General features: G+C 57.9%; 25 protein-coding genes and 1 pseudogene. 10 read left to right on the forward strand and 16 right to left on the reverse strand.

Annotated elements, in window-relative coordinates:
- Nucleotides 1-4 precede the first annotated feature (4 nt).
- From APH36_RS15700 to paaF, 14 genes and pseudogenes are all read right to left on the reverse strand, one after another.
- The gene (locus APH36_RS15700) at nucleotides 5-1,237 is read right to left on the reverse strand and encodes an OprD family porin (protein ID WP_060499406.1); all 1,233 of its coding nucleotides are present in this window, start codon (nucleotides 1,235-1,237) and stop codon (nucleotides 5-7) included.
- Nucleotides 1,238-1,276: 39 nt separating this feature from the next.
- Nucleotides 1,277-2,845, reverse strand: a pseudogene (locus APH36_RS15705) (cation acetate symporter); the annotation flags it as partial.
- Nucleotides 2,836-3,144 (reverse strand): DUF485 domain-containing protein, encoded by a 309-nt coding sequence (locus tag APH36_RS15710; protein ID WP_060499408.1) that lies wholly within the window; start codon nucleotides 3,142-3,144, stop codon nucleotides 2,836-2,838. The pseudogene APH36_RS15705 and the gene APH36_RS15710, both read right to left, overlap by 10 nt.
- Nucleotides 3,145-3,251: 107 nt before the next feature.
- The gene (paaE, locus tag APH36_RS15715) at nucleotides 3,252-4,328 is read right to left on the reverse strand and encodes a 1,2-phenylacetyl-CoA epoxidase subunit PaaE (protein ID WP_060499409.1); all 1,077 of its coding nucleotides are present in this window, start codon (nucleotides 4,326-4,328) and stop codon (nucleotides 3,252-3,254) included.
- 15 nt (nucleotides 4,329-4,343) lie between these two features.
- The gene (gene paaD / locus APH36_RS15720) at nucleotides 4,344-4,877 is read right to left on the reverse strand and encodes a 1,2-phenylacetyl-CoA epoxidase subunit PaaD (protein ID WP_016715219.1); all 534 of its coding nucleotides are present in this window, start codon (nucleotides 4,875-4,877) and stop codon (nucleotides 4,344-4,346) included.
- Nucleotides 4,864-5,622: a 1,2-phenylacetyl-CoA epoxidase subunit PaaC gene (gene paaC, locus APH36_RS15725; RefSeq protein ID WP_060499410.1), complete on the reverse strand. Its 759-nt coding sequence runs from the start codon at nucleotides 5,620-5,622 to the stop codon at nucleotides 4,864-4,866. Before paaC ends, paaD begins: the two co-directional genes overlap by 14 nt.
- A gap of 8 nt (nucleotides 5,623-5,630) precedes the next feature.
- Nucleotides 5,631-5,912, reverse strand: coding sequence for a 1,2-phenylacetyl-CoA epoxidase subunit PaaB (gene paaB / locus APH36_RS15730; RefSeq protein WP_004374528.1), 282 nt, complete (start codon nucleotides 5,910-5,912; stop codon nucleotides 5,631-5,633).
- Between the two features lie 25 nt (nucleotides 5,913-5,937).
- On the reverse strand, nucleotides 5,938-6,927 hold the full coding sequence (gene paaA, locus APH36_RS15735; RefSeq protein WP_060499411.1) for a 1,2-phenylacetyl-CoA epoxidase subunit PaaA: 990 nt from the start codon (nucleotides 6,925-6,927) through the stop codon (nucleotides 5,938-5,940).
- A 215-nt stretch (nucleotides 6,928-7,142) separates the two neighbouring features.
- Nucleotides 7,143-8,462 (reverse strand): phenylacetate--CoA ligase PaaK, encoded by a 1,320-nt coding sequence (gene paaK, locus APH36_RS15740; protein WP_060499412.1) that lies wholly within the window; start codon nucleotides 8,460-8,462, stop codon nucleotides 7,143-7,145.
- A 121-nt stretch (nucleotides 8,463-8,583) separates the two neighbouring features.
- Nucleotides 8,584-9,804, reverse strand: a complete 1,221-nt coding sequence (gene pcaF, locus APH36_RS15745; protein WP_060499413.1) for a 3-oxoadipyl-CoA thiolase — start codon at nucleotides 9,802-9,804, stop codon at nucleotides 8,584-8,586.
- Nucleotides 9,797-10,237 carry a hydroxyphenylacetyl-CoA thioesterase PaaI gene (paaI, locus tag APH36_RS15750; protein ID WP_060499414.1) on the reverse strand — a complete coding sequence of 147 codons (441 nt, stop codon included), beginning with the start codon at nucleotides 10,235-10,237 and terminating at the stop codon, nucleotides 9,797-9,799. The genes pcaF and paaI overlap by 8 nt, the downstream gene beginning before the upstream one ends.
- The gene (gene paaH, locus APH36_RS15755; protein WP_060499415.1) at nucleotides 10,230-11,747 is read right to left on the reverse strand and encodes a 3-hydroxyacyl-CoA dehydrogenase PaaH; all 1,518 of its coding nucleotides are present in this window, start codon (nucleotides 11,745-11,747) and stop codon (nucleotides 10,230-10,232) included. The genes paaI and paaH overlap by 8 nt, the downstream gene beginning before the upstream one ends.
- A gap of 2 nt (nucleotides 11,748-11,749) precedes the next feature.
- Nucleotides 11,750-12,541: a 2-(1,2-epoxy-1,2-dihydrophenyl)acetyl-CoA isomerase PaaG gene (gene paaG, locus APH36_RS15760; protein ID WP_060499416.1), complete on the reverse strand. Its 792-nt coding sequence runs from the start codon at nucleotides 12,539-12,541 to the stop codon at nucleotides 11,750-11,752.
- 34 nt (nucleotides 12,542-12,575) lie between these two features.
- On the reverse strand, nucleotides 12,576-13,349 hold the full coding sequence (gene paaF / locus APH36_RS15765; RefSeq protein WP_060499417.1) for a 2,3-dehydroadipyl-CoA hydratase PaaF: 774 nt from the start codon (nucleotides 13,347-13,349) through the stop codon (nucleotides 12,576-12,578).
- Between the two features lie 349 nt (nucleotides 13,350-13,698).
- Between paaF and paaY the strand changes: the two genes are divergently transcribed.
- Together paaY and paaX are read left to right on the forward strand one after the other, a co-directional pair.
- A complete protein-coding gene (gene paaY / locus APH36_RS15770; protein ID WP_060499418.1) occupies nucleotides 13,699-14,298 on the forward strand; it encodes a phenylacetic acid degradation protein PaaY in 600 nt (199 codons plus the stop codon).
- Between the two features lie 77 nt (nucleotides 14,299-14,375).
- Entirely contained in the window at nucleotides 14,376-15,299 is a 924-nt protein-coding gene (gene paaX / locus APH36_RS15775; RefSeq protein ID WP_177337105.1) for a phenylacetic acid degradation operon negative regulatory protein PaaX, read from the forward strand.
- 137 nt (nucleotides 15,300-15,436) lie between these two features.
- Here paaX and rfaD read toward each other — a convergent pair whose 3' ends face one another.
- On the reverse strand, nucleotides 15,437-16,468 hold the full coding sequence (rfaD, locus tag APH36_RS15780) for an ADP-glyceromanno-heptose 6-epimerase (protein WP_060499420.1): 1,032 nt from the start codon (nucleotides 16,466-16,468) through the stop codon (nucleotides 15,437-15,439).
- A gap of 662 nt (nucleotides 16,469-17,130) precedes the next feature.
- Here rfaD and APH36_RS15785 point away from each other — a divergent pair.
- The 8 genes from APH36_RS15785 to APH36_RS15825 all read left to right on the forward strand — a co-directional run bounded on the left by APH36_RS15785 (nucleotide 17,131) and on the right by APH36_RS15825 (nucleotide 24,314).
- On the forward strand, nucleotides 17,131-18,948 hold the full coding sequence (locus tag APH36_RS15785) for a Mu transposase C-terminal domain-containing protein (protein WP_041505923.1): 1,818 nt from the start codon (nucleotides 17,131-17,133) through the stop codon (nucleotides 18,946-18,948).
- A gap of 108 nt (nucleotides 18,949-19,056) precedes the next feature.
- On the forward strand, nucleotides 19,057-19,929 hold the full coding sequence (locus APH36_RS15790; protein ID WP_041505924.1) for a TniB family NTP-binding protein: 873 nt from the start codon (nucleotides 19,057-19,059) through the stop codon (nucleotides 19,927-19,929).
- Between the two features lie 6 nt (nucleotides 19,930-19,935).
- On the forward strand, nucleotides 19,936-20,676 hold the full coding sequence (locus APH36_RS31700) for a hypothetical protein (protein WP_147286513.1): 741 nt from the start codon (nucleotides 19,936-19,938) through the stop codon (nucleotides 20,674-20,676).
- A complete protein-coding gene (locus APH36_RS31705; RefSeq protein WP_147286514.1) occupies nucleotides 20,677-21,720 on the forward strand; it encodes a hypothetical protein in 1,044 nt (347 codons plus the stop codon).
- Between the two features lie 909 nt (nucleotides 21,721-22,629).
- The gene (locus APH36_RS15810) at nucleotides 22,630-23,082 is read left to right on the forward strand and encodes a hypothetical protein (protein WP_041505928.1); all 453 of its coding nucleotides are present in this window, start codon (nucleotides 22,630-22,632) and stop codon (nucleotides 23,080-23,082) included.
- Nucleotides 23,079-23,459 carry a hypothetical protein gene (locus tag APH36_RS15815; protein ID WP_052484798.1) on the forward strand — a complete coding sequence of 127 codons (381 nt, stop codon included), beginning with the start codon at nucleotides 23,079-23,081 and terminating at the stop codon, nucleotides 23,457-23,459. Before APH36_RS15810 ends, APH36_RS15815 begins: the two co-directional genes overlap by 4 nt.
- Nucleotides 23,456-23,866, forward strand: a complete 411-nt coding sequence (locus APH36_RS15820; protein WP_041505929.1) for a hypothetical protein — start codon at nucleotides 23,456-23,458, stop codon at nucleotides 23,864-23,866. Before APH36_RS15815 ends, APH36_RS15820 begins: the two co-directional genes overlap by 4 nt.
- A 76-nt stretch (nucleotides 23,867-23,942) precedes the next feature.
- A complete protein-coding gene (locus APH36_RS15825) occupies nucleotides 23,943-24,314 on the forward strand; it encodes a hypothetical protein (protein WP_041505930.1) in 372 nt (123 codons plus the stop codon).
- A 222-nt stretch (nucleotides 24,315-24,536) separates the two neighbouring features.
- Here the strand turns inward: APH36_RS15825 and APH36_RS15830 are convergent, their stop codons facing one another.
- Nucleotides 24,537-25,109: a hypothetical protein gene (locus tag APH36_RS15830; protein ID WP_041505931.1), complete on the reverse strand. Its 573-nt coding sequence runs from the start codon at nucleotides 25,107-25,109 to the stop codon at nucleotides 24,537-24,539.
- Between the last annotated feature and the right edge of the window lie 71 nt (nucleotides 25,110-25,180).

Raw genomic sequence — 25,180 nt, forward strand, 5'->3', positions numbered from 1 at the left:
GCTGTTACCACAGCGCCAGGGTGTAGCCGATGATCAGGCGGTTTTCGTCCACGGCATTGGTCAGGCCGTTGCCGGAACGGAAAGTGACATTGCGCCAGCGCAGGCTCACGTCCTTGAACGGGCCGCTCTGGATGACGTAGGTGATGTCGGTGTCGCGTTCGCGCTCGCGGCCATTGCTGACGGTGGCGGTTTCGGCGTGGCGGCCGTCGGTGTAGCGGGTCATGAAACTCAGGCCGGGGATACCCATCGCCACAAAGTCGTAGTCATAGCGCACTTGCCATGAGTCCAGCCCGGCACGGGTGAAGGTGTTGTAGGTGACCAGGTTGACCGTGAACGGGTCGCCGCCGTTGACGAACGGGAAAGCGCTGTTGCCGGACATCTGCTGCCAGGTGGTGGTGAACTTGTGCGCCCGCACACCGAGGGTGAACATGGCGTTGAAGTTGCGGTTGTCGATGTTGCCGGCACGCTCGGCGCCGTCGTTGCGGCTGTCGAAGTACCGCAGGTCGCTGCGCAGGCTCACACCTTCGCTCAATGGGCGGGTATCGATCAGGCCCACGAATTGCTGGCGGTAGATGTCTTCGAGTTTGGCGTAGTAGTAGCTGACGCTGGTTTGCGGGGTGATGGCATAGCTGCCACCGCCGAAGTCCAGGTGATCGCTGGTGGCAGCGCCATAGCCGATGTCGTCCCGGCCCGAGGAATCGCGCAGGTTGGCCTTGGTCAGGCGGCCGGCGTTGAAGGTGAGGCCATCAAGGTCCTGGCTGGTCAACAGGCCACCCTGGAAGGTGGACGCCAACAGGCGGGTGTCGTTGTAGACCACCACCGGCAAGATGGGTTGCAGCGTGCCCAGGCGCAGTGTGCTTTTGGACACGCGTACTTTGCCGGTCAGGCCCAGTTCGCTGTAGTCGTCGACCGGTTCATGGCTGTTCGGGCCAAAGGGCAGCAGGCCGGTGTTGCGGCGATCGCGACTGGAGTCGAGTTTGATACCCAGCTGGCCCATGGCATCAACACCAAAACCGACCGGGCCTTCGGTGAAGCCCGACTCCAGCTTCGCGGTCAAGCCCTGGCCCCATTCCTCGGCCTTGGCCTGCGGGGCATTGCTTTGGCGGAAGTCGCGGTTGATGTAGTGGTTACGCAGCTCCAGCCGTGCGTGGCTGTCGCTGATAAAGTCTGCCATCGCTGGCAATGGTAATGCGAGGGTGGCCAGCCAGGCAGCTGACATGAAGTGCGTGCGGTTCATTGTTGTTGTTTTACCCGACATGGTTGTTCGTCCTTGAAGTCAGTGCTTGCTAGCGCCGGCGGCGCCGATACCGGTCATGGAGCGGATGAACTGGGCCAGGTAGCGGCCACGCTCTTCAGTGGCACGCTCGGAGCTGTCGGTGACCGAGAACACCCAGGCGCTAAGGAACGCCAGGCTCATGGAGAACAACGCCGGGTTGCTGTAAGGGAACACTGCTGCTTCATTGTGCAGCACGTTGACCCACACCGCCGGGCCAAGCACCACCAGCAGCACGGCCGAAACCAGGCCAGCCATGCTGCCGCATACCGCGCCACGGGTGGTCAGCCCCTTCCAGAACATCGAGAGCAGCAGCACCGGGAAATTGACCGAGGCCGCCACTGCCAGTACCAGGCCGGAGAGGAAGGCGATGTTCTGCGACTCGAACATCAGGCCGAGGATCACCGCCAGCAGGCCGATCAGCAGGGTGGCGATACGCGACACACGCATTTCTTCCTGCTCGGTGGCCTTGCCTTGACGGAACACGCAGGCGTACAGATCGTGGGACACGGCCGATGCGCCAGACAGCGCCAGGCCGGCAACCACGGCCAGGATGGTGGCGAAGGCCACGGCAGAGATGAAACCAAGGAACAGGTTGCCGCCCACGGCCTGGGCCAGGTGCACGGCGACCATGTTGCTGCCGCCGATGATGGCGCCGGTGGCATCGCGGTAGGACGGCTCGGTACCGACCATGACGATGGCGCCAAAGCCAATGACGATCAGCAGCAGGTAGAAGTAGCCGATAAAGCCGGTGGCATAGAACACGCTCTTGCGTGCTTCCTTGGCGTCGCTCACGGTGAAGAAGCGCATCAGGATATGCGGCAGGCCAGCGGTGCCGAACATCATGCCCAGGCCAAGGGAAATGGCATCAATCGGGTTGGACAGCAAGCCACCCGGGGCCATGATCGCCTGCCCCTTGGCATGCACGGCCACGGCGCTGGCGAACATGGCTTCGGTGCTGAAGCCAAAATGCCTGAGCACCATGAAGGCCATGAAGCTGGTGCCCGACAGCAGCATGACGGCCTTGATGATCTGCACCCAGGTGGTGGCGAGCATGCCGCCGAAGGTGACGTAGGCCACCATCAACACGCCAACCAGCATGACCGCGTACAGGTAGCTGATGCCGAACAGCAGCTCGATCAGCTTGCCAGCGCCGACCATCTGCGCGACCAGATACATCAATGCGACGACCAAGGTGCCGAACGCCGATGTGAGGCGTACCGGCGTTTGTGCCAGGCGGTAGCTGACCACGTCGGCGAACGTGTACTTGCCCAGGTTGCGCAGGCGCTCGGCGATCAGGAACAGGATGATTGGCCAGCCGGCCAGCACGCCAAGGGCATACAGCAGGCCGTCGTAGCCGTTCATGAACATCATGGCCGAGATGCCCAGGAAGGAAGCGGCACTGATCATGTCGCCAGCGATCGCCAGGCCGTTCTGCATGCCGGTCAGCCCCCCGCCAGCGGTATAGAAGTCGCTGGCCGAACGGGTGCGCAGGGCCGCCCAGCGGGTGACCAGCAGGGTGAAGCAGACGAACACCATGAACATCGAGATGGCAGTCCAGTTCATTGTGCGCACTCCTGCTTGACCTTATCGTTGAGCGGGTCGAGCACATTGTTGGCGCGGTGCACGTAGATGCCGGTCAGGGCGAAGGACAGCAGCACCATCAGCACACCCACCAGCATGCCCACGGTGGTTACGCCGCCGCTGAGGGACTGGCCGAGGGTGGTGGGCGAGAACGCCACCAGCAGGACGAAGCCGTAGTAAATTACCAGCATGGCCAAGGTCAGGCTGCCGTTGAGGCGGCGTTTGCGCTGTACCAGGTGCTGGAAGTCGGGGTGGTTGGCGATGCTTTCTATGCGTTCGGGTGTCATGGGTTGCGATCTCTGGGTGTTGTAATTGTTTTGTTGAGGTCACGCGGGTGTTGCGGTGTCGCTGATGGCCTCTTCGCGGGCTTGCCCGCGAAGCAAGCGACTTGGTCTCAAAGCTGGTCGAAATCGAGGACCACTTTGTCGCTCACCGGGTAGGTCTGGCACGACAGCACATACCCGGCCGCCACTTCGTAGTCTTCCAGTGCGTGGTTGCTGTCCATTTCCACTTCGCCTTCGATCACCCGGCACTTGCAGGTAGAGCACACACCGGCCTTGCAGGAGTAGGGCAGCTCGGCGCCGATGGCATTGCCGGCGTCCAGCACGTTCTGGGTGTTGCGTGGCAAGTCGAAGGTGAGCGCGCGGCCGTCGCTGATCACGGTGATGTGGCTGAGCGCCGCGTCCACCTGGCGCGCCGCTTCGCGGGCTTCACGTCGTGCTTCGTTCCCGGCAGCGGCGAACAGCTCGAAATGGATGCGCTCCTTGCCCAGGCCGTTGGCCTGCAAGCTGTCGCGTACGGTCTCGGTCATCGCTTGGGGGCCACAGATGAAGGCCGCGTCCAAGCCAGGAACGTCCAGCCAGCGCGAAAACAGCTGGCCGCACTTGTCAGCGTCGATGCGACCGTTGTACAGGTCGACATCCTGCTGCTCGCGGCTGAACACGAAAATCAGGTTCAGGCGGTCGAGGTACCGGTTTTTCAGGTCTTCGAGCTTGTCGCGGAACAGCGCGCCAGAGCTGGAGCGGTTGCCGTACAGCAAGGTGAAGCGGCTGTGCGGCTCACGGTCCAGGGTGGTGCCAATGATCGACAGGATCGGGGTTATGCCGCTGCCGGCGGCCACGCCCAGGTAATTGCCGTGGCGGGCAGGGTCCAGCGGCACGAAGAAGCTGCCCGACGGCGGCATCACGTCCAGTTGCTGGCCGGCTTTGAGTACATCATTGGCAAACGCCGAGAAACGCCCGCCTGGCACGCGCTTTACGGCCACGCGCAGCTCACCGTCCTGGACAGCGCTGCAGATGGAGTAGGAACGGCGGACTTCTTCATTGTCCAGCCGGGTACGCATGACCAGGTATTGGCCCTGGGTGAAACGGAACTGCGCCTGCAGGTGCTCGGGCACGTCGAAGGCAATCGACACCGCGTCACGGGTCTCGTTGCGCACTTGCTTGATGGTCAGGCTGTGAAACTGGCTCATGGCATTCTCCACGGCTCAAATGCATTTGAAATAGTCGAACGGCTCCAGGCACTCGCGGCAGCGGTACAGCGCCTTGCACGCGGTGGAGCCGAACTGGCTGAGCAATTCGGTATGGGCGCTGCCGCATTGTGGGCAGCACACTTGGGGCACCTCGCCCAGCAGGCTGCGCTTGCTGGCGCTGCCTTGGGGGGGCGCGATGCCGTAAGCCCGCAGGCGCTCGCGGCCCAGTTCGCTGATCCAGTCAGTGCTCCATGCCGGTGTCAGCCGGCGCTCAAGGTCTGGCGCGGCAAAACCGGCCTGTTCCAGCGCCTGGCGGATATCACCTTCGATCACCTCGGTGGCCGGGCAACCGGAGTAGGTCGGGGTAACCACCAGGTGCAGGTGGCCGGCGCGCCAGTCGAGGTCGCGAACGATCCCCAGGTCGACCACGCTGACCACGGGTACTTCCGGGTCCATGACCTGGCCAAGCACCGCCCATGCCCGGGCCAGGTCGTCACCTTGCAGCGCCCGTGCACCCCGGTCGCCGGCAATCAGCTCACCAGGTTGCATCGGGGTAGGCCCTTGGCAGGAACTGCATTTCGGCCAGCAGCAGGCCCAGGTGCTCGGTGTGCAAGCCTTTGCGACCGTCTAGGTAGAAGTGGCTGGCAGCCTTTGGCAGCGGCAGGTCGACCGAGCTGAAGGTTTCGCTCACCTGCTTGAGCCAGGCAGCACCCACGGCAACGGGGTCGGCAGCGATACCCGCTTTGGCCAGCTGCACTTCATTGTCACTGCCAGCCGTCAGCTCGACCGTGAAACGCCACAGTGCCGCAATGGCGGCGAGCATGCGCTGGCGGCTTTCTTCCGTGCCGCCACCCAAACGCTGTACCCACTCACTGGAGCGGCGCAGGTGGTAGGTAACCTCCTTCAAGGCCTTGGCGGCGATACCGGCGATACGTTCATCGCTGGAGCCAGCCAACCCCTGCAGCAGGGCGAAGTGCCAGGCGTCGTAGAGAAACTGTTTGGTCATGGTCACGGCGTAATCGCCGTTAGGCTGCTCGACCAGCAGCAGGTTGCGGTAGGCTCGCTCGTCACGGCGGAAGGCCAGGGCATCGGCGTCGCGGCCGTCATCCAGCAGCTCAGCGGCGTACTCCAGCCAATTGCGCGCCTGGCCGACCAGGTCGAGGCCGACGTTCATCAGGGCCAGTTCTTCTTCGATGGCCGGGGCGTGGCCACACCACTCGCAAAGGCGCTGGCCTTGTACCAGGGCACTGTCGCCAAGCAGCAGCAGGTAGGGGATAAGGGCTTCGTTGTGCATGGCCAACCTCACATGTGTCCGACTTCGTCGGGCAGTTCGTAAAAGCTGGCATGGCGGTAGACCTTGTCGTCCGAAGGGGCGAACAGCGGGTCTTTCTCGTCGGGGGACGACGCGGTTATCAGCGCCGAGGGCACCACCCACAGGCTGACGCCTTCGCTGCGGCGGGTGTAAAGCTCGCGGGCGTTCTCGATGGCCATGGCGGCATCGGCGGCATGCACACTGCCGACGTGCTTGTGGTTAAGGCCGTGCTTGCTGCGCACGAACACTTCGTAGAGGGTCCAGACAGACATTTTCGATCTCCGCATCAATCGCCGCTCAGGCGGCGTTCTTGTTCTGTTGCTTGCGCGCGTAGGCCACGGCAGCCTCGCGTACCCAGGCACCGTCCTCGATGGCCTTGCGCCGGGTGGCGACACGTTCCTGGTTGCACGGGCCATTGCCCTTGATCACTTCGTAGAACTCGTCCCACTGGATTTCGCCAAAGTCGTAGTGACCCCGTTCGGCGTTCCACTTCAGCTCCGGGTCGGGGGCGGTGCAGCCGAGCAGTTCGAGCTGCGGCACGGTCTGGTCGATGAAGCGCTGGCGCAGCTCATCGTTGGTCTGGCGCTTGATCTTCCAGGCCATGGACTGGGCGCTGTTCGGGGAATGTTCGTCGCTGGGGCCAAACATCATCAGCGAGGGCCACCACAAGCGGTTGATGGCGTCCTGCACCATGTCGCGCTGGGCCTGGGTACCGTGGCGCATCATGGTCAGGAGAATTTCGTAGCCCTGGCGCTGGTGGAAGCTTTCTTCCTTGCAGATACGGATCATCGCGCGGGAGTAGGGGCCGTAGGAGGTGCGCTGCAAGACCACCTGGTTGACGATGGCGGCGCCATCCACCAGCCAGCCCACTGCGCCCATGTCGGCCCAGCTGAGCGTGGGGTAGTTGAAGATGCTCGAATACTTGGCCTTGCCGCTGTGCAGCTTGGCGATTTCTTCATCGCGGTCGGCGCCCAGGGTTTCCATGGCGCTGTACAGGTAGAGGCCGTGGCCGGCTTCGTCCTGGATCTTGGCCATCAGTTGCAGCTTGCGTTTGAGGCTGGGGGCGCGGGTGACCCAGTTGCCTTCGGGCAACATGCCGACGATTTCCGAATGGGCGTGCTGGGAGATCTGCCGGATCAAGGTCTGGCGGTAGGCCTCAGGCATCCAGTTCTTGGCTTCGATCTTGATTTCAGCGTCGATCTTTTCCTGGAAGTTGCGCTCTTCGGGCGACATCTCTTCCAGCGACTTGACGCGCTTGGCTCCGGTTTCCACTAGCTGTGCGTACATGTGCTGCGACTCCTGCTAAGGCATGAGTCATTTGTAAGCGATACAAAACATAACGTCAAACTGTTTTGTGTGTATCAAATAAGATTTCTGTATCGCTTTCAGGCCTCTTCGCGGGCAAAACCGTCCCCGAAGGGATCTTGCAGCCCCTGTGAGGGCGTGCAACACGCAAAAAAAAGCCCCGGACTGAGCCGGGGCCGAAAAGGCAGCCGAATGAATCAGCTGGCCAACCGTTTATCAAACACGTGGCAGGCCTTGCCCTCTGAGCGCTTGAGCGTGCCGCAAGGCTGCAGGTGCACCTGGGTGCTGATGCCAATGTAGGTCTTGATCTGCTTGCTCAGCTCACCGATCACCTGCTTGCGCTGGCCGTCATCGAGGTGCTGGCACTCTCCGCGCAACTCCACGTGCACCTCGACACTGTCCAGGTTTCCATTACGATACAGATGGATCTCATAAAGCTCTGAGAGTTGTTTTATTTTAAGTACCTGCTCCTCAATTTGGGTCGGGAACACGTTGACCCCGCGAATGATCAGCATGTCGTCGCTGCGACCGGTAATCTTGCCGATCCGCCGCATAGGGCGAGCGGTGCCCGGTAGCAGCCGGGTGAGGTCGCGGGTGCGGTAGCGCACCATCGGCAACGCCTCTTTGCTCAGCGAGGTGAACACCAGCTCGCCGAGCTGGCCGTCTGGCAGCACTGCGCCGGTGATCGGGTCGATGATCTCGGGGTAGAAGTGGTCCTCCCAGATGGTCGGGCCGTCCTTGGTTTCGATGCACTCCATCGCCACCCCAGGGCCCATGATTTCCGACAGACCATAGATGTCGAGGGCATTGATGCCCAGCCGCCCTTCGATGGAGCGGCGCAGCTCGTCGGTCCAGGGTTCAGCACCGAAAATGCCCAGCCGCAGCTTGAGGTCGTGCGGGTCGATACCCTGGCGCTCGATCTCGTCAGCCAGGTTGAGCATGTAGGAGGGGGTGACCATGATGATGTCAGGCTGGAAGTCGCGAATCAGCTGCACCTGCTTCTCGGTCTGGCCGCCAGACATCGGGATTACCGTGCAACCCAGGCGCTCGGCGCCGTAATGCGCGCCAAGGCCACCCGTGAAAAGGCCATAGCCGTAGGAAACATGCACCTTGTCACCTTTACGCCCTCCGGCCGCGCGGATCGAGCGGGCGACGACATTGGCCCAGGTGTCGATGTCATTCTGCGTATAGCCAACCACCGTCGGCTTGCCTGTAGTGCCGCTTGAGGCGTGCAGGCGCACCACCTCTTCCTGAGGCACGGCGAACATCCCGTAGGGGTAGTTGTCACGCAGGTCGTTCTTGCCGGTGAAGGGGAACTTCGCCAGGTCTTCAAGGCTTTTGAGGTCGTCGGGGTGGGCGCCGCACTGGGCAAAGCGCTTGCGGTACAACGGCACATTGTCGTAGGCGTGCTTCAGGCTCCAGCGCAGCCGCTCCAGCTGGTGCTGACGCAGGGCATCGACGCTGGCGGTTTCCATCGGGTCCAGCAGGGCACGATCGGCATCATGGTACATGTTCATGGCTTCACTCGAATTGTTCTTGTACGCCGCGCGGCACCGGTTGCAGGCCGCGCGGTGAGTGTCATGAGCGCAGCATATACGGCTGCGTTCGGTTGGGTAACAGGCAGATGGTCTGATCCGCTCAGAGGCGCTCGATGACCATCGCAATGCCCTGGCCAACGCCGATGCACATGGTGCACAGGGCGTAGCGGCCGGCGGTTTCTTCCAGCTCATGCAAGGCAGTGGTCACCAGGCGTGCACCGCTCATGCCCAGCGGGTGACCCAGGGCAATGGCACCGCCGTTGCGGTTCACCCTCGGGTCGTCATCGGCCAGGCCCAGTTCGCGCAACACCGCCAGGCCCTGGGCCGCAAAGGCCTCGTTAAGCTCGATGACGTCGAGGTCGGACAGCGACAAACCCGTCAATTCCAGCACCTTGCGGGTTGCCGGTACCGGACCGATGCCCATCAGCCGGGGCTCGACCCCGGCCACGGCCATGCCGACGATACGGCCGCGCGCCTTGAGGCCGTGTTGGCGGGCAGCCGCGCTACTGGCCAGCAGCAGGGCGCAGGCGCCGTCATTGACCCCGGAGGCGTTGCCCGCTGTTACGCTGCCGCCTTCACGGAAAGGCGTCCCGAGCCGGGCCAGTTGCTCGAGCGTGGTATCGCCACGAGGGTGCTCGTCGTGCTCGATCACTTTGGGCGGGCCTTTGCGCTGCGGGATTTCGACCGGCACGATTTCCCGGGCCAGGCGGCCGCGGGCCTGAGCCTGCGCTGCCTTGTGCTGGCTACGCAGGGCGAAAGCATCCTGGTCGGTGCGCGAAATACCGAACTGTTCCGCCACATTCTCGGCCGTTTCCGGCATCGAATCGGTACCGTAGGCAGCATTCATGAGCGGGTTGACGAAACGCCAGCCGATGGTGGTGTCGAACAGCTCGGCGGCACGACCGAATGCCTGCTCTGACTTGCCCATCACAAATGGCGCACGGGACATTGATTCCACGCCACCCGCCAGCATCAGCCCGGCTTCACCACAGCGCAGGGCGCGGGCTGCATTGCCGATGGCATCCAGGCCGGAACCGCACAGGCGGTTGATGGTGGTCCCAGGCACTTCAAGTGGCAGCCCGGCCAGCAGGCTGGCCATGTGCGCCACGTTGCGGTTGTCTTCACCGGCCTGGTTGGCGCACCCGAGCATGACGTCATCGACGGCTTTCCAGTCCAGTTCGGGGTGACGCTGGATCAACGCCTTGAGCGGGATTGCGGCGAGGTCATCGGCCCGCACGCCGCTCAAGGCGCCGGCGTAGCGGCCAATAGGGGTGCGCACGGCGTCGATGATCAAGGCATCGGGCAGACTGTGTTCATTCATCTTGCGTCTCCTGCGCGAGCACGGTGCCGCGCACTTTGTAGGATTTGCCATGGAACATCGCCACCAGCTCACCGCGCTGGTTATCGATGCGCACGTCGTACAGGCCAGTACGGCCCTTGCGGCTGACCTCGCTGGCGTTGGCGGTGAGCACGTCATCGCGCAGCGCCGGGGCCAGGTAGTCGATGCTGCAGCCCAGCGCCACGGTGGCCTCATCGTAGCTGTTACAGGCGAAGGCAAATGCCGAGTCGGCCAGCGCGAACAGGAAGCCGCCATGGCAGGTGCCATGACCCTGGATCATGTCGGCACGTACCGGCATGCGCAGGCTGGCGCTGCCTGGGCCGGCATCCAGCAGGGTGATGCCCAGGCTCTGGGTGGCTTGGTCGCGGGCGTACATGGCGTCGGCACAGGCGTGTGCCAGTTCCACTTCAGTCATGCAGGGTGCCTCCTTTGGCTTCGCAGCGGCGTAACAACAGGGAAGGGCGGTAACGGCTCTCGCCGTAGCTTCGCTGCAGGTTGTCGAGCACGCGCAGGGTGTGGGCAATACCTATATTCCCGGCCCAAGCCAGCGGGCCGCAGGGGTAATTGACGCCGGCGCGCATGGCGAGGTCGATGTCGGCGGCGCTGCCGACACCTTGCAGCACGACATCGGCGGCTTCGTTCGCAAGCATTGCCACGGTGCGCAGCACCACCAGGCCAGGCAGGTCGGCGACCGCCGTGACCTTGAGCCCGGCGCGCTGCAGCAGGGCCACGGCGTGGTCGCGTGCGCTTTCGGTGATGTCCGCCGACCAGCTGATGGCTATTCGCGTGGCAGTGCTGTAGTCCAGTGCGAGGTCGAGCAGCACCAGGTTGCGCAGGCCATCTTCACGGGCGCGCTGGCTGGCGAGCCGGCCATCGGACAGTGCCAGGGTGGCATCGCCGACCCGGATCACACCGCTACCTGCACGCCGGGTGACGGCGATGCCGTTGAGGCTCAGGCGCTCGACCAGTGGCTGCATGACACCCAAGTGTCCCTCGATGACGCAGGCTTCGGCGCTGGTGAGGCTGCACAGTTCAGCAGGTGCTGGCCGTTCGGCGCCTTCGACGTAGCTATAAAAGCCTTCGCCAGTCTTGCGGCCAAGGCGTCCGGCATCCACGAGCTCTTTTTGCACCAGCGAAGGCTGGAAGCGGAAATCTCCATAGAACGCATCGAACACCGAGCAGGTGACGGCGTAGTTGACGTCGTGCCCTATCAGGTCGGTGAGCTCGAACGCCCCCATGCGGAAACCACCCGCATCGCGCAACAGTGCATCGAGGCTGGCGCAGTCGGCTGCACCTTCCTGCAACAGGCGCAGGCTTTCGGCATAGAAAGGCCGCGCCACACGGTTGACGATAAAACCCGGTGTCGAGCGCGTGTGCACTGGCTGTTTACCCCAGGCCTGGGCGGTATCGTAGATGCAGGAGGCCACTGCCGGTTCGGTTGCCAGGCCCGACACCACTTCGACTAACGCCATCAGCGGCGCCGGATTGAAGAAATGCATGCCAACTACCTGTTGCGGGCGTGCAAGGCCGGCGGCCAGGCTGGTGATGGACAACGACGAGGTGTTGCTGGCGAGTATGCAATCGTCGGCGCACAGGGCTTCGAGCTGACGCAATAGCGTCTGCTTGACCTGCAGGTTCTCGACGATGGCTTCGATCACCAAGCCGGCATCAGCCAATGCTTCAAGGGTGTCGACCGGGCATAGCCGCAGGCGGATCATTTCGTGCTCGGCTGCCTGCAACTTGCCTTTTTCCACCAGCCGGGTGAGTTGCCGATCAATGCCGGCCACCGCCTGGGCAGCAGCGCCTGGGCGGTTATCGTACAGTTTCACCGGGTGACCGGCCTGGGCCGCGACCTGGGCGATGCCGGCCCCCATGGCACCCGCACCGATCACCGCCACCTGCACATCGCTTGCGAGTGCACTCATGTTCAGCACCCCTTGAAATCTGGCGTGCGCTTGTTCATGAAGGCGCTCACACCTTCGCGGTAGTCTTCGCTGCGCCCGGCCAGGCGCTGCAGATCGCGTTCCAGCTCCAGCTGTTCATCGAAGCCATTGTCGAAGCTGGCATTGAGGCCGCGCTTGATCAGGGCCAGACCGTAAGTGGGCTGGGTGGCAAGCTGGCGGGCGAGGGTGAGGGCCTCATCACGCAGTGCGGCATCGTCCACTACGCGATGGATCAGCCCCCACTGCAGGGCCTGCTCGGCGCCAAGGCGTTCGCCCAGCATGGCCAGGGCCTTGGCCCGTGCCATGCCGACCAGGCGCGGCAGCAGCCAGGTACCACCAGAGTCTGGCACCAGGCCGATCTTGCAGAACGCCTGAATGAAGCTTGCAGAGCGGGCAGCCAGTACCAGGTCGCAGGCCAGCGGTATGTTGGCACCGGCGCCAGCGGCCACGCCGTTGACCGCACAGATCACCGGCAGCGGCAGGTCGCGCAATGTGCGCACCAGCGGGTTGTAAAACTTGTCGATGGACTCGCCCAGGTCTGGCATTTCGGCACCTGGGGCAACGTTGCGGTCGGACAGGTCCTGGCCGGCGCAGAAGCCACGGCCTTCGCCTGTCAGCAGCAGTACTCGCGCATCACTGCTCTGGCGTACTTGCTTAAGTGCCTCGCGCACTTCCAGGTGCATGGCGGTGTTGAAGCTGTTCAGTTGCTCGGGGCGGTTAAGCGAGAGGAGGGCGACGCCGTCCTCGATGGAAAACAGGATGTGCTGGTAAGTCATGACAGACTCACTCCGTCAGTCGAGGGAAAAATGGTCAGCGGCCCTGGAAGCGGGCCTGGCGCTTTTCCTGGAATGCCCGGATGCCTTCATCGCGGTCGGCGGTACCGGCAAGCAGGGTGAACGCATGCCGTTCGAAACGCAGGCCGCTGGCCAGGTCGGTGTCGCCGGCTTTCAGTAACGCCTCCTTGCCCAGGCGCACAGCCAGGGGCGCCTTGGCGGCAATGCTGCGGGCAACCTGCAGGGCGCGCTCCACGGTGAATTCCGGTTGAGTGGTTTCGCTGACCAGGCCGGCCTGCTGGGCGTGGCGGGCGGTGATCGCTTCACCTGTCAACACCATCTGCATGGCCAACGGCTTGCCGACAGCGCGCAACAGCCGCTGAGTGCCGCCGGCGCCGGGGATGATGCCGAGGTTGATTTCCGGCTGACCGAAACGGGCGTCGGTACCGGCAATGACGATGTCGGCACACATCACCAGCTCGCAACCGCCACCCAGTGCATAGCCGTTCACGGCGGCAATCAGCGGCTTGGCGAATGCGGCGATCGTTTGCCAATGGGCTACACGAGGGTCGTTGAGAATGCCGACCAGATTGCGCTCGGCCATCTCACGGATGTCGGCCCCTGCGGCAAATGCCTTGGGGCTGCCGGTAATCACTACGGCGCGTATCTGCTCGTCGCCCTCGGCAAGCTGCAAGGCCGCAGCCAGCTCTGCCAGTAGCTCGGTGCACAGGGCATTCAGGGCCTCAGGCCGTTGCAAGGTGATGAGCTGAACGCCACGTTCGGGCGCCTGCACATCGAGATATCGCGGCATGTCGGGTTCCTCTGGCTACACGCACGGCACATCGTGGCGCCGGCATTTCTTGGAATTATTTTTTGCAAGGCGTGATGCTGGATCACGACCAGGTGCAGCCAGTATATGCATCATGCGATACCGATGTGCAACGGCAAAAATACTATTATGTATCTCTTTGCTCGTTTCTAAAGCTCAAAAACGGGCATCGATAACCTTCCGGTAAAACGTTTCATCTGACTATTGGTCATCGTTATCGCCTAGGTTACCCCCAATTTTCCACCCATCAGAGAACCGATACACGATTGACGACCAAGCTGCTTGTGATACAAGCTCTAACAGCATTTCAAATAATTTCAGGAGTTTTCCCATGCCTTGCTATCGACTGGACGGCCTGACGCCCGTGGTGCATCCATCAGCCTACGTACACCCCAGTGCAGTGCTGATCGGCGATGTCATCGTCGGCCCTGGTTGCTACATAGGCCCATTGGCATCGCTACGGGGTGATTTCGGCCGTATCGTGCTGGAGGAGGGTGCCAACCTGCAGGACACCTGCGTAATGCATGGCTTTCCGGGCGGCGATACCGTGGTAGAACGCAACGGGCATATCGGACATGGCGCCGTGTTGCACGGGTGCCGAGTGGGCCAGGACACCTTGATCGGGATGAATGCGGTGGTGATGGATGGTGCACATATCGCACCACGCTGCATCGTAGCGGCTACCAGCTTCGTCAAAGCCGGCTTCGAGTGCGAAGCTCAAAGCCTTGTAATGGGCTCGCCAGCCCAGATGAAACGGCGCCTGAGCGAGCAGGAGCTGGCCTGGAAGCAGCGCGGCACTGCGCAATACCAGCAACTGGCGCAGCGTTGCATGAACACCATGGTCGAATGCCCGCCACTGGCCGAGGTTGAAGCAGGGCGGCTGCGTATGGAAGACACAGGTATCAGGCCCAAAGGCCAGGCGACGGCATGAGCCTGGTTGCGTCACGCAATGGCCAGGCGGCCCGCCGCACAGGTATAGTCGGTGCTTTATCCGCGCACAGTTCGCCCATGAGCAATCTCGCCCCACTGAACAACTTGATCACTCGCTTCCAGGAGCAGACGCCGATCCGCGCCAGTTCCCTGATCATCACCTTGTATGGCGATGCCATCGAGCCCCACGGCGGTACCGTTTGGCTAGGTAGCCTGATCAACCTGCTGGAGCCAATCGGCATCAATGAACGGCTGATTCGCACATCGATCTTTCGCCTGACCAAAGAAGGCTGGCTCACGGCTGAAAAGGTTGGCCGGCGCAGCTACTACAGCCTGACGGGCACGGGTCGCAGGCGCTTCGAGAAAGCCTTCAAACGCGTCTACAGCCCAAGCCAACCCGCTTGGGACGGGGCGTGGACGCTGGTGCTGCTGTCGCAACTGGAGGCAGGTAAACGCAAGGCCTTGCGTGAAGAACTGGAGTGGCAGGGGTTTGGCGTAATGGCGCCGAACCTGTTGGGTTGCCCACGGGCAGACCGTGCCGACCTGGCTGCCACGTTGCGCGAACTCGAGGCCAGCGACGACAGCATCGTCTTTGAAACCCACACACAGGAAGTACTCGCGTCAAAAGCCATGCGCGCCCAGGTGCGGGAGAGCTGGCGTATCGAAGAGCTGGGGCAGCAGTACAGCGAATTCATCCAGCTGTTCAGGCCGCTGTGGCAGGGGTTGAAAGAGCAGACGGTGCTTGATGCGCAAGATTGCTTCCTGGCACGCACGCTGCTGATTCACGAGTACCGCCGGTTGCTGTTGCGCGACCCGCAACTGCCAGAGGAGTTACTGCCAGGGGACTGGGAGGGAAGGGCCGCACGACAGCTGTGCCGTAACCTCTACCGGTTGGTGTTTGCCAAAGCAGAGGAATGGCTGAATGCAGCGTTGGAGACGGCAGACGGACCATTGCCGGATGTTAACGAAAGCTTTTACAAGCGTTTTGGTGGATTGGCGTAAGGGCAAAGAGAGGGCAGTTATGCGCCCTTTTATATAACTACGCTAAATGACTATTTAGTGTAGTTAACGGTCATTACCAGCCAATTTCTACCTATGCATTAGAAGAAATCGCCGCCCAATCCAACTTTCTCGCAATGTTAAGCTTCCGCCGCTTGCTTGAATGGAGCAGGCGGCGGACGCTGGACACCCAACAACCAGTCGCAGTAGCGGGCCACGCCTTGCTGGACTGTCAACGTTTGTGCCTTGTACCCGGCAGCGCGCAAGCGCTCGAGGTCGGCACAGGTAAAACACTGGTATTTGCCACGCAAATGATCCGGAAACTCGCAGTACTCCAGTACACCTTCGAGCAAGGCCGTCTCAAGTGACAACGGGGGTTGGTCTTGTTGCTCACGCAGCCGATTGATTACAGCCAACGCAACGTCATTGAAAGGCTGGGCGCGACCGCTGCCGACATTGAAGATGCCGCTTGATTGCGGGTGATCAAGGAAGAACATGTTGACCTTGACCACATCATCCACCGAGACGAAATCACGCAGGTGGCCACCGCTGGGATAATCACCATAACGGCCAAACAGCGTCACTTTTCCTTGGGCCTGGTACTGGTTGAAGCAGTGCAGGGCCACTGACGCCATGGCGCCTTTATGCTGTTCCTGGGGGCCGTACACGTTGAAATAACGCAAACCGACGATCTGGCTGCGTGCTGTAGTCAATTGACGGCGTACCTGTTGATCGAACAGGAATTTGGAATAGCCATAAACGTTCAGCGGTCGCTCGCATTCGCGCTGTTCGCGAAAATCTCGTCCTGCACCGTACACAGCTGCCGACGACGCATATAAGAACGGCGTTTGCTGGTGCTGCGCAGATACAAGCAATTCGTGGCTGTACCGGTAGTTGTTGTCCATCATGAAACGACCATCAGCCTCGACGGTGCTCGAACATGCGCCTTGGTGCAGCACCGCGCGAACCTTGCCAAACTGACCACGGGCAAAACGATCGAGAAAATCGTCCTTGTCCAGGTAATCAGCGATTTCACTGTCGGCCAGGTTACGGAATTTGTCGCCATCGGTCAGGTCGTCGACGGCGATGATCTCCGTTTCGTTACGCCGGTTAAGTGCCTGGACGAGATTGCTGCCGATGAAGCCTGCAGCGCCGGTTACGATAATCGTCATGCCAGATTCCCCGTAAGGGTGCGTAGCCCGTGTGACGCTCAAGAGAAAATGACCGTACCCTCAACCCCGTCTAGTTCAAGGTTTTCAGCGTTCTCATCATCTGAAGGTGATCATTAACAGGGCTTCTATAGAGCATATGATCATCTTCAGGCGTGACATTGCTTGAGGCCAAGAAAAATAACACTTGCAGCGATATTGCGCGTGCGCTCAAAGATGATCATTTCGTAACCCCATGAAAATACTGAATGGTTTTCCGCGCTAACGAGGGTTTGCCGGTAGCAAACAATCACTTTCACTTGAGCTTAAATCAGTCTTTTTTAACCCTCATCAATATTCAAGGAGCTCCTCGGGCGTTGCGTGCGACCTAAAACTTCGGCTGGATTACTTGATTTTTTTTCATGCAATATCACCTGCGCATTAGTCGTGCTCGTGTTTATAGGTAATATAGTAAAAATTGTTTTATTTTGCATATATTGACAGATTGATTTTTTTTGTTATGAAAGAGCCACTTAGATAGTGGCCTGAAATTTGCTTGGCTTTTAATGGGGTGATTCGCTGTCAATATTCAATAATTATTTTAAGAAGAGTCGCTTTCCGTCGAGCTTTGACGTTGTTGATTCGGTGGTTTAACTTCAGCGTGCATTGAATTGCTGGAGTTGAAAATGAAAAGACCGGTAAGAGAAGGTTGCCTGGTAACACATGACGAGAAAACTTTCCGAGTGGTAGGGATCTCTCCAGACGGTTCTGTCGCACTTCAAAATCTGGAGCTGAACAATTCTTTTAGTGTTCCTTTCACTGAGGTCGCGTTGTTAGAGGTCGATAACGAACGCAAGAACTACATTGACGAGCGTCGACTGGCTTGGCTTGAGCAATCAAAAAGCAACCCTAAAGAGATGCAAGTTGCAATGAGGCGCGCAGAGGGCATTGAGAGATATCGCTCAGGCAAACTCGCGCGCGCTGCATTGCTGCTTGAAATCGAGGTTTCCGAAGCAACACTAACACGTCTGCTCAGAAGGTATGACCCAGAGTTGGGTGCGGTCTCGCTGATGAGAAATGTGCGAGGTAGGAAAGCGGCTACTCGGATGTTGAGCGATCTTCATGAACAGATCATCGACGACGGGATCGCGCGGTATCTCAAGCAAACAAAAAAACTCAGCACTTTTTCAGAGCTGTATGAGTATATTGAGTCGAAATGTGAGGTGTCCGGGCTTAAACCACCGAGCGCCAATACGCTCAAGAAGAGACTTGATGCATTTGGTGAACGCGCTGCCTACTCGTTGCGTCATGGTCGAGAGCAGATGCTGCAGAAGTTTGTCATGAAGCCAGGCTCTGTTGATGTCGAAACCATTTTGTCGATGGTACAAATTGATCATACAAGAGTGGACGTAATAATTACAGATGCCAAGGGCCTTCCCCTAATGCGACCTTGGTTGACTGTGGTTATTGACCTTAAAAGCCGCATAGTTCTAGGGTATTACTTGGCGCTGCATGCGCCGAGCGCAGTGAGTGTTGCGATGGCACTGCTTTCTGCTTGTTATCCAAAGACAGAGCAACCATTAATGATGGGTGGTGGGCAAGGCACCATGCATCGCTATTGGGGCACGCCAGCAGCAGTAGGTGCTGATAACGCTGCAGAGTTTACTTCAGACGCTTTCGAAGCAACTTTGAATTACTACAGAATCGATTTGCTTCTTAGACCTATTGGCAAAAAGCATTACGGTGGGCATGTCGAGAGGTTAATCGGTACCTTGATGGGCAAAGCACACATGCTGCCGGGAACGACGTATTCAAATGTGCTGACTAAGGCGGAATATGACTCTGCCAAAGAGTCGGCTCTAACCTACAAGCAGCTATGTAGATGGTTTGCTGATCAAGTGGCTATCTATCATGGTCGAGCTCACGAGGGGCTGCGACGCAAGACTCCATCCGAGGTGTGGGATGAGGAGATGGCCAAGCTTGGCCAAAATTATGTACCTCCGGTGCCGGGTGATTTTCGAACTTTTTTGCTGGATTTTTTCCCGTCTATCTCAAGAACCGTCCAGACCAAGGGCGTAGAATTCAATGGCGAGTTCTATGTTTCATTAGTGGTTCGCAAACTGGTCGGACAGAGACTCGTTTTTAAGTATAACCCGCTTAATCTCGGCAAAATCTGGCTGCGATTGGATGGGAAATACTATGATATCCCATACGCCGATGTAACCAAAGAGCCTATCTCAATGAGCGAGTACGTGGCTCGCACTAAGTCTGGTAGGCGTCGGCGCGGTGAGCTTGCATCTCCTGACCTCCATAAGCTAAGGCTTCAGTCTCTTGACGATGTTGATAACGCCGTCAAGGAAACCAAAAGAATCCGGCAGAGTAATGCGAAGAAATCCCAGATTTCTCAATCAATGCAGTCGATTGAGAAAGATTTGCCCGCTGACACTGATTTGAAGCCGCTTGCCTCTGATCAAACTCGCAAAAAGCTCGACTGGAAAGGGTGATGTATCACCCCTGCCGTTGACTTGATTAACCACTAGGCGACGCCTTCCATGATGATGAATGGAGTCGCCTTGTTTTGTAATAATAAAAACGATTGAAAGGGGTGAGTAATGCCGTACGAGCACTTGGAGGAAAGTCGACGCTTTGCAATGGATCTATCTGACCGAGACCGCATGGACTTCATGCGAAAGGATGTTGTTATTTCTACTGAGCACCTGAGAAATGTTCAGACGATAGCTTATAACATGATTCACATCCCAAGGGGATGCATGGAAGCACCTTGTCTTATAGTGACTGCGAGCAGCAACTATGGAAAGTCCACGATCTGCAATGCAGTGAGAGGGTTGGATCAGGAATGGTGCCGTAAAATCCGCTATGTAAATTTTGTGCGCGACACAAAAAATACAAGGGTACGCCCCCGTCCCGGCGAGAAATTGATGGGCGCATTGGGCCTTGATCCTGGTAAAGCTGGCGTTGACATCAAAATCATCACGGATTATTGCTTGGCAAATGATGTCAGAGCTATTTTTATGGATGAGTTTCAGGATTCCGTACTGCAATTGTCCAACCAAGAACAATTGGCATTTTTGTCAATGCTTCGAGGCATGTGTGGCCCTCCGCTTTACATGAGCTTTTTTGTTTTTGGCGTGTCCGAGGCACTTAATGCTCTCAGCTTTGACCCTCAGTACGAACGGCGCTTTGAAAAGTACGAGGTGACCAGATGGCAGCAGAGCGACTCGGAATATCTGAATTTTCTCGATACTTGGGAAAGCATCATGCCGTTGGCGTTTCCGTCGCGCTTATCTTCTGCTGAGCTGAGTACCGAGATTTATTTGAAAACGGAAGGTGTTATCGGTCGAATATGCGACCTACTGAAGGCTGCTGGAGCTTATGCTATCTCGTCCGGCACAGAGAAGATCACAATAGAAATTCTCCAGCAGGCGGGAAAATCGAAGTGGCTTCAAGAGCTGCCGGCTGAATGAGTTGAGATGAAAATCCTTCACTGTCAACTTCAGATGCAAGCGAAGAAACAGGTTTTCAGCGCTCTCCACCTGAATGATCTGGTTTTTTTGCAAGGTAAACCACTTTCCGGGAAAAGCACAGTGCTATCGTTCCTATTCTCGCGGATTGATAGCGCTCGAAAAATATGGCCGATAGTCATTCGCTCTTCCCACACGCATCTATGTGGCTCACTGCGGCAATCACTCGTTAGCGCGCTAGGACTACCAGATTGGATTGTCAAAGATTCACCTAGAACACTACTAAGCCTCCTGCGTGAAATTAACAGCAGTGGGATATCTGTGGTTTTAGTGATTGACGATGCTGATGCTTTTGTGAGCGGGCCGAGATCAAAGTATCCAGAACTTTGTGAATTTATTCTGTTTTTAAGGCGTGAAATCAACTATCTTAAATTTGTAGTGACTGTAACAAATTTTAACAGTGTAGGGGCAATGGCTAGGGACTTCCAATTCAGTCGGCATTGCGTTTTAGAGTTACAGTGCTGGCCAATCGGAAGTGAATTTCGACAATTTGTGGTCTATGTGGCAAGAGCTTATAACATTGAGAGGCAGCAAGTGATCGAGGAAGATTTCTTGGCGTCTCTCCATTACTCCGCATGCGGCGCTACCGGGTCTGTAATACAGACAATAAAAGTTCTGGCAATGAGTGGCGTCTTGGCCAAAGGTCAAGTTGCTACTCCCAGGCATATTTCACACCTTTGGAGATTTTAAATGTTGAATATTCATAGCAACATTGAACACCCTAAAATTGTTACAGGTGAAACCATTCTATCATGGGTATGCCGGGGGCTTTCTTTAGATCAACTAAAAAATCCGCACCTATTTCGCATGGTCATTCAGAGGTGCTCTGCCCCAGATCCACTTGAAGTTGGTGTGATTTCTGAATGGCAGCAAACCTTTGGCTCTGACGTGGAGTTTGATGAGTCCAGTGAACTGATCTCTGTGTTTCATGATACCTACTATGAGTGCACTACCTTTATTGATAGCTACTTTCGAAGTAGTGGGTTGCCATTAACAAAGTTGCGCTACAGGAACCTATCCTGCGAGGACTGCCTTGCTCACAGCTTTTTCTCGTTTCGTTTTCCTGTTTGGAAAAAAGACTGGTGTAATCTCACATCTGCATATTGCCCTGAACACCAGAGGTTACTTACATGTCCACCGACGCTCCCGCCAATCGAAAGCCGTATGTGGGATTGCTATCTGCACAATTTGTGGCGAGGGCGTAGTCCGGCGAAGCCTGAGGAAAGACGATTGGCGTTGTTGGCTGGAAAGGTTCAAGCTTGGATACAAAAACGTGTCGCAACTCATCCGTTGGAGTCTGATGTAATCCATAGTCTATATGGACTTCTACTAAGTAGGCGTACGCTCCATGCAGCAGAAGGAGTAGCAGCATCTGGATTTGGTCATCCACCAAGATCTCCATATCGCTGGCATCTGGATGTGCAAGAGCGACTGGATTTTGGAATGCACTCTGCCAACGGGGTTCAACGAGGAGGTGCAATGTTGTTGATGGGTTGGCTCTTAGGCCTCTATCCAGCCAAGGATATAAATAATGCCATTCGTGGGAATCGTATGGTGCGGCGTTCATTGCCCAAAAGCCCACGCATGCTAGGTTCTTTAGCTGCACGAGTCTGTACAAGTAGGGAAGAGGGTGAGGTGATATCCCACAAGCTGCAAGCCCTCAGGAAGTATGAGACCGAGAACATCGCCGACTTTATGGGTGGGCTCAATGCTGTGTTGTTGTCCTTAAGGTGAGCGCTTGGCGAGCATGAGGCTTTTCCGCCGACATCTGAACCACACCACTTACGTATGCTCAGATCGTGAACGCTATAAAGGTTGTACGCTTTTCCAGATCCTACCGACAGTAGACCGATGCACTCCCACTTCATCTGCAGTCTCTTTTTGGCTCAACCCTCGGTCGCGGCAATCCAGAATAGCCTCTACTGTGTCCGGGGGCGTCCTCCGACCGGGCTTGGTCTTTACAAGTGATCCATCCTGAAATTCTCCAGGCCATCTTGCTATCACACCTAATTCCCCCAGTCGCTGAGCGTCCAGTTGGAGGTGCATGAGCAACTCACTGTGAGATTGGTTTCGCTCAAGGCTCGCAGCGACAGTGAGGAGGGTGAGGGCATCAACCTGGAGTACCGAGGCCACTGTTTCGAGCGTGTCGAGGGTCACCCCGCTTCTGGCGGTTTCGAGGTTGTACACATGCTTGGGATCGACCAGCCCTTGGAAATCGTCCTTGCTGAGGCCGCGGGAAATCCTCACGAGCCGGAGGACTGCGGCTAATGACTCTCTCAGTGGCATGGTGGCTCCCAAAGCTGAGGATAGAGCCACATTGATTAAATTCAATCCATGGAATATATTCCCTATTCTGCACGGATCGCCTTGTTGACCAAGCGCGACGGGGTCGGACGACTGATCCCCAGCTCAGCGCTCAGCCGCCAATTTATGGAAAATCTTTTGACAGGCGTACGGTCATGCATGTGCTGCAGCGCCTTGGGCTATGACCCACAAAGGCCATGTGACCACACCGTCTCTCCTCGTGCCCGCGAGCGTTCAGTGTGATAAGGGCTCGTCGGAGCCACCACGCATTCCCGCAGTAAGGCATTAACCCAAAATTTTCATTGCATCGCCTTGGCGATGGCTTCACCGAGGCGATTGATGTTCAGAACAGACGACAATGATTTGGCAGGCCTACCAGGTATGTTTGGCCATGGCCTCGCTCACTGGCATGCCGTTACCCGGATTCTCAGGAAGCACTGGTTCCACCTCTCGGTGGTGATGGTCGGCGAGGGCAAGGGCCATGAGTTTGAGCTCATGGTTAATGACGAGCTGAAATTGCAGCAAGTCCTCCAAGCTCAGGGCGATGAGGTCTACGTCAAGGACATTCAGGTCGTTACCCCCGCCAACATGAACGGTACTGGGGCATGGCAGATGGAGAAGGTTTCCAAACTGGCGATCGGCGATGACCAAGATCGTGATGCCGTGTGTGTAGTCACGGTCAACGGTGGAGCTGTCTATCACGACTCGTACCGTTCGAATCTAGATGTGGCGTCGCTCACCAACATGCGGGTTCTGTACGACGCTCTCAGTGCTAAGAGGAGCTTGCAATGAATGACGGTAAGCTGGGCAGCTCCTGGTTCCACCTCTCGGTGGTGATGGTTGGGGAGGGGAATGGCCATGAGTTTAAGCTCATGATCAATGACGAGCTGAACCTGCTGCAAGTCCTCCAAGCTCAGGACAATGAAGTCTACGTCAGGGGCATCCAGGTCGTTACCCCTGCGAACATGAACGGTAGCGGGACATGGCAGATGGAGAAGGTTGCCAAATTGGCGATCGGCGATGACCAGGATCGTGATGCCGTGTGTGTTATTTCGGTTGAAGATGGGGCGGTCTACCACGACTCCTACCGTTCGAATCTAGATGTGGCCTCGCTCACCAACATGCGGGTTTTGTACGACGCTCTCAGCGCTGAGAGGAGCTTGCAATGAGTGATGCCAAGGCGGGCAGCTCTGCCGAGAGTGATCTGCTCACAGAGGATCATGTACCAGCCGCGGGCCTAGAGATTTCTGCTGAAGCTGCTCGCGCCTTGGTTGCTGAGCGTTTCCCACGCAGGTCGTACTGTATCGTCGAAGGCTGGACGCTTTTTGAACCTGACTTAACCCAGGATGAGCAGGCCAGGGTGAAAGCCGCGGGCTTGGTGCCGCTGATTGTGTTTGCCCACTGTGTTGTTGATGACAGTGAGGGGCGCTTCCCACAAGGTGGTTGGGTGCGGTCGACGATGTGTACCTCTTTAGTGGATGATGTCTTCGCTTCCACTAGGAATACTGTCTACGTTTTGTTGGGGCCTGGCCGTCGTCAGAAAGCCAGTCTCAGCACCATCTTCTCTTTCTTTTAAGATCCGCGTCGCCGGCTTTCGAAGCTGATGCTCTCAGCGATCACTCTGCCGGCGCTTCATGTTGTAAGGACACTCAATGACCACCTCCATCAATCTCGACTTTCACAGCAAGCGTCATTCTGACTTCGACCTGCGGCGTATCGCCCGGGCGATGGAGCAGGGGTTCGCTGAACCTGTCACTGCCTACCTAACAGATGCCTTCATCATGTCTCGCGTCGGAGGAGGTGTGGTGTTTGGGTTTGAAGGTGACGATCCTGCAGGTCGTAATGCTGATGGTCGTGTCGTCCAGACTGCGAAGGTCGAACGAGTGGAGAAGGAGGGGCGGTTTTGGGTGCTGACCACGGTAGAGCGTAGTCGCTATGTGATGGCTACGTTTCGGCGAGAGGGTGGTAGGAATTCCCTCCGGGATCACCTGCAGCTGACTGAAGCTCAAGGCGTTTTAGTTTGATTGTTCACGCTGATACCAGTCCATGTTGTTACGTCCTGCAACGACATGACGTGCGAGTTGTAGCAAGGCTTGCTCATCATTTGTGGGCGTGCCGCATTCGCGGCCGGCTGTCGTGAACCGAGCCACGTTGTGTCTCGGCCCTGCGGGCTTCCATCCTCACGCTCGTCGGCCGTGCCGGCCTGCGCGCCCCGCTTGCATGGAGCCTTGCTACTCAGTGAATGCTTAGCGAAGGCCCAGGGTTTCTCTTCTGAACGCTCCCAAACTCGCCACCCAGTTGCGTGAGATCGTGTGAAGGCTATTAGCAAGGTCACGGCAACATTCTGGCGTAAAGAAAGTGCCCAAATCATCCTCGGTTCTCACATACTGAAGGATGTTGCCGTGGCAGAGAGTATGTCTGACCTTTACGATCTCAACATGGATTGATCGAGTAGGGAGATTGACTTCAAAATTTTGCTCTCCTGGGAATGCTAAGTCATCGATCACCATGCCACTGGCCCTCGCTTGACGCAGGAGAGAGTTACTAAGCGTCGAGATATCGTCGACATTTTCGACTGGAGCAGGGTTCTGAACCTGGGCCATTGTGTTACGAAGCGACGCCTCGATCCCGGTCAGAAAACCGGTACATGCTGGCAGATAAAGCTCCAGCTTCCAGGCGTCATAAGCTTGTACGAAAAGCCAATGATTTTCTGCACCTAAAGCATGCTGCAGCCAGTAGTTTCGTTCCTCAAAGGCCTCGCGCTCTTGGCGCAGGAATTCCCTCATCTCATCATGAGCAGGTTCATGCTGGGCGTCCATGTAGTAATCTCTTTAACAGTCTTGAGAAAGCGGGGCACAACACCCCGCGGCGGAATCCGGCTTCTGATTTA

The sequence above is a fragment of the Pseudomonas sp. NBRC 111133 genome, from assembly GCF_001320605.1.
GTDB classification, from domain to species: domain Bacteria; phylum Pseudomonadota; class Gammaproteobacteria; order Pseudomonadales; family Pseudomonadaceae; genus Aquipseudomonas; species Aquipseudomonas monteilii.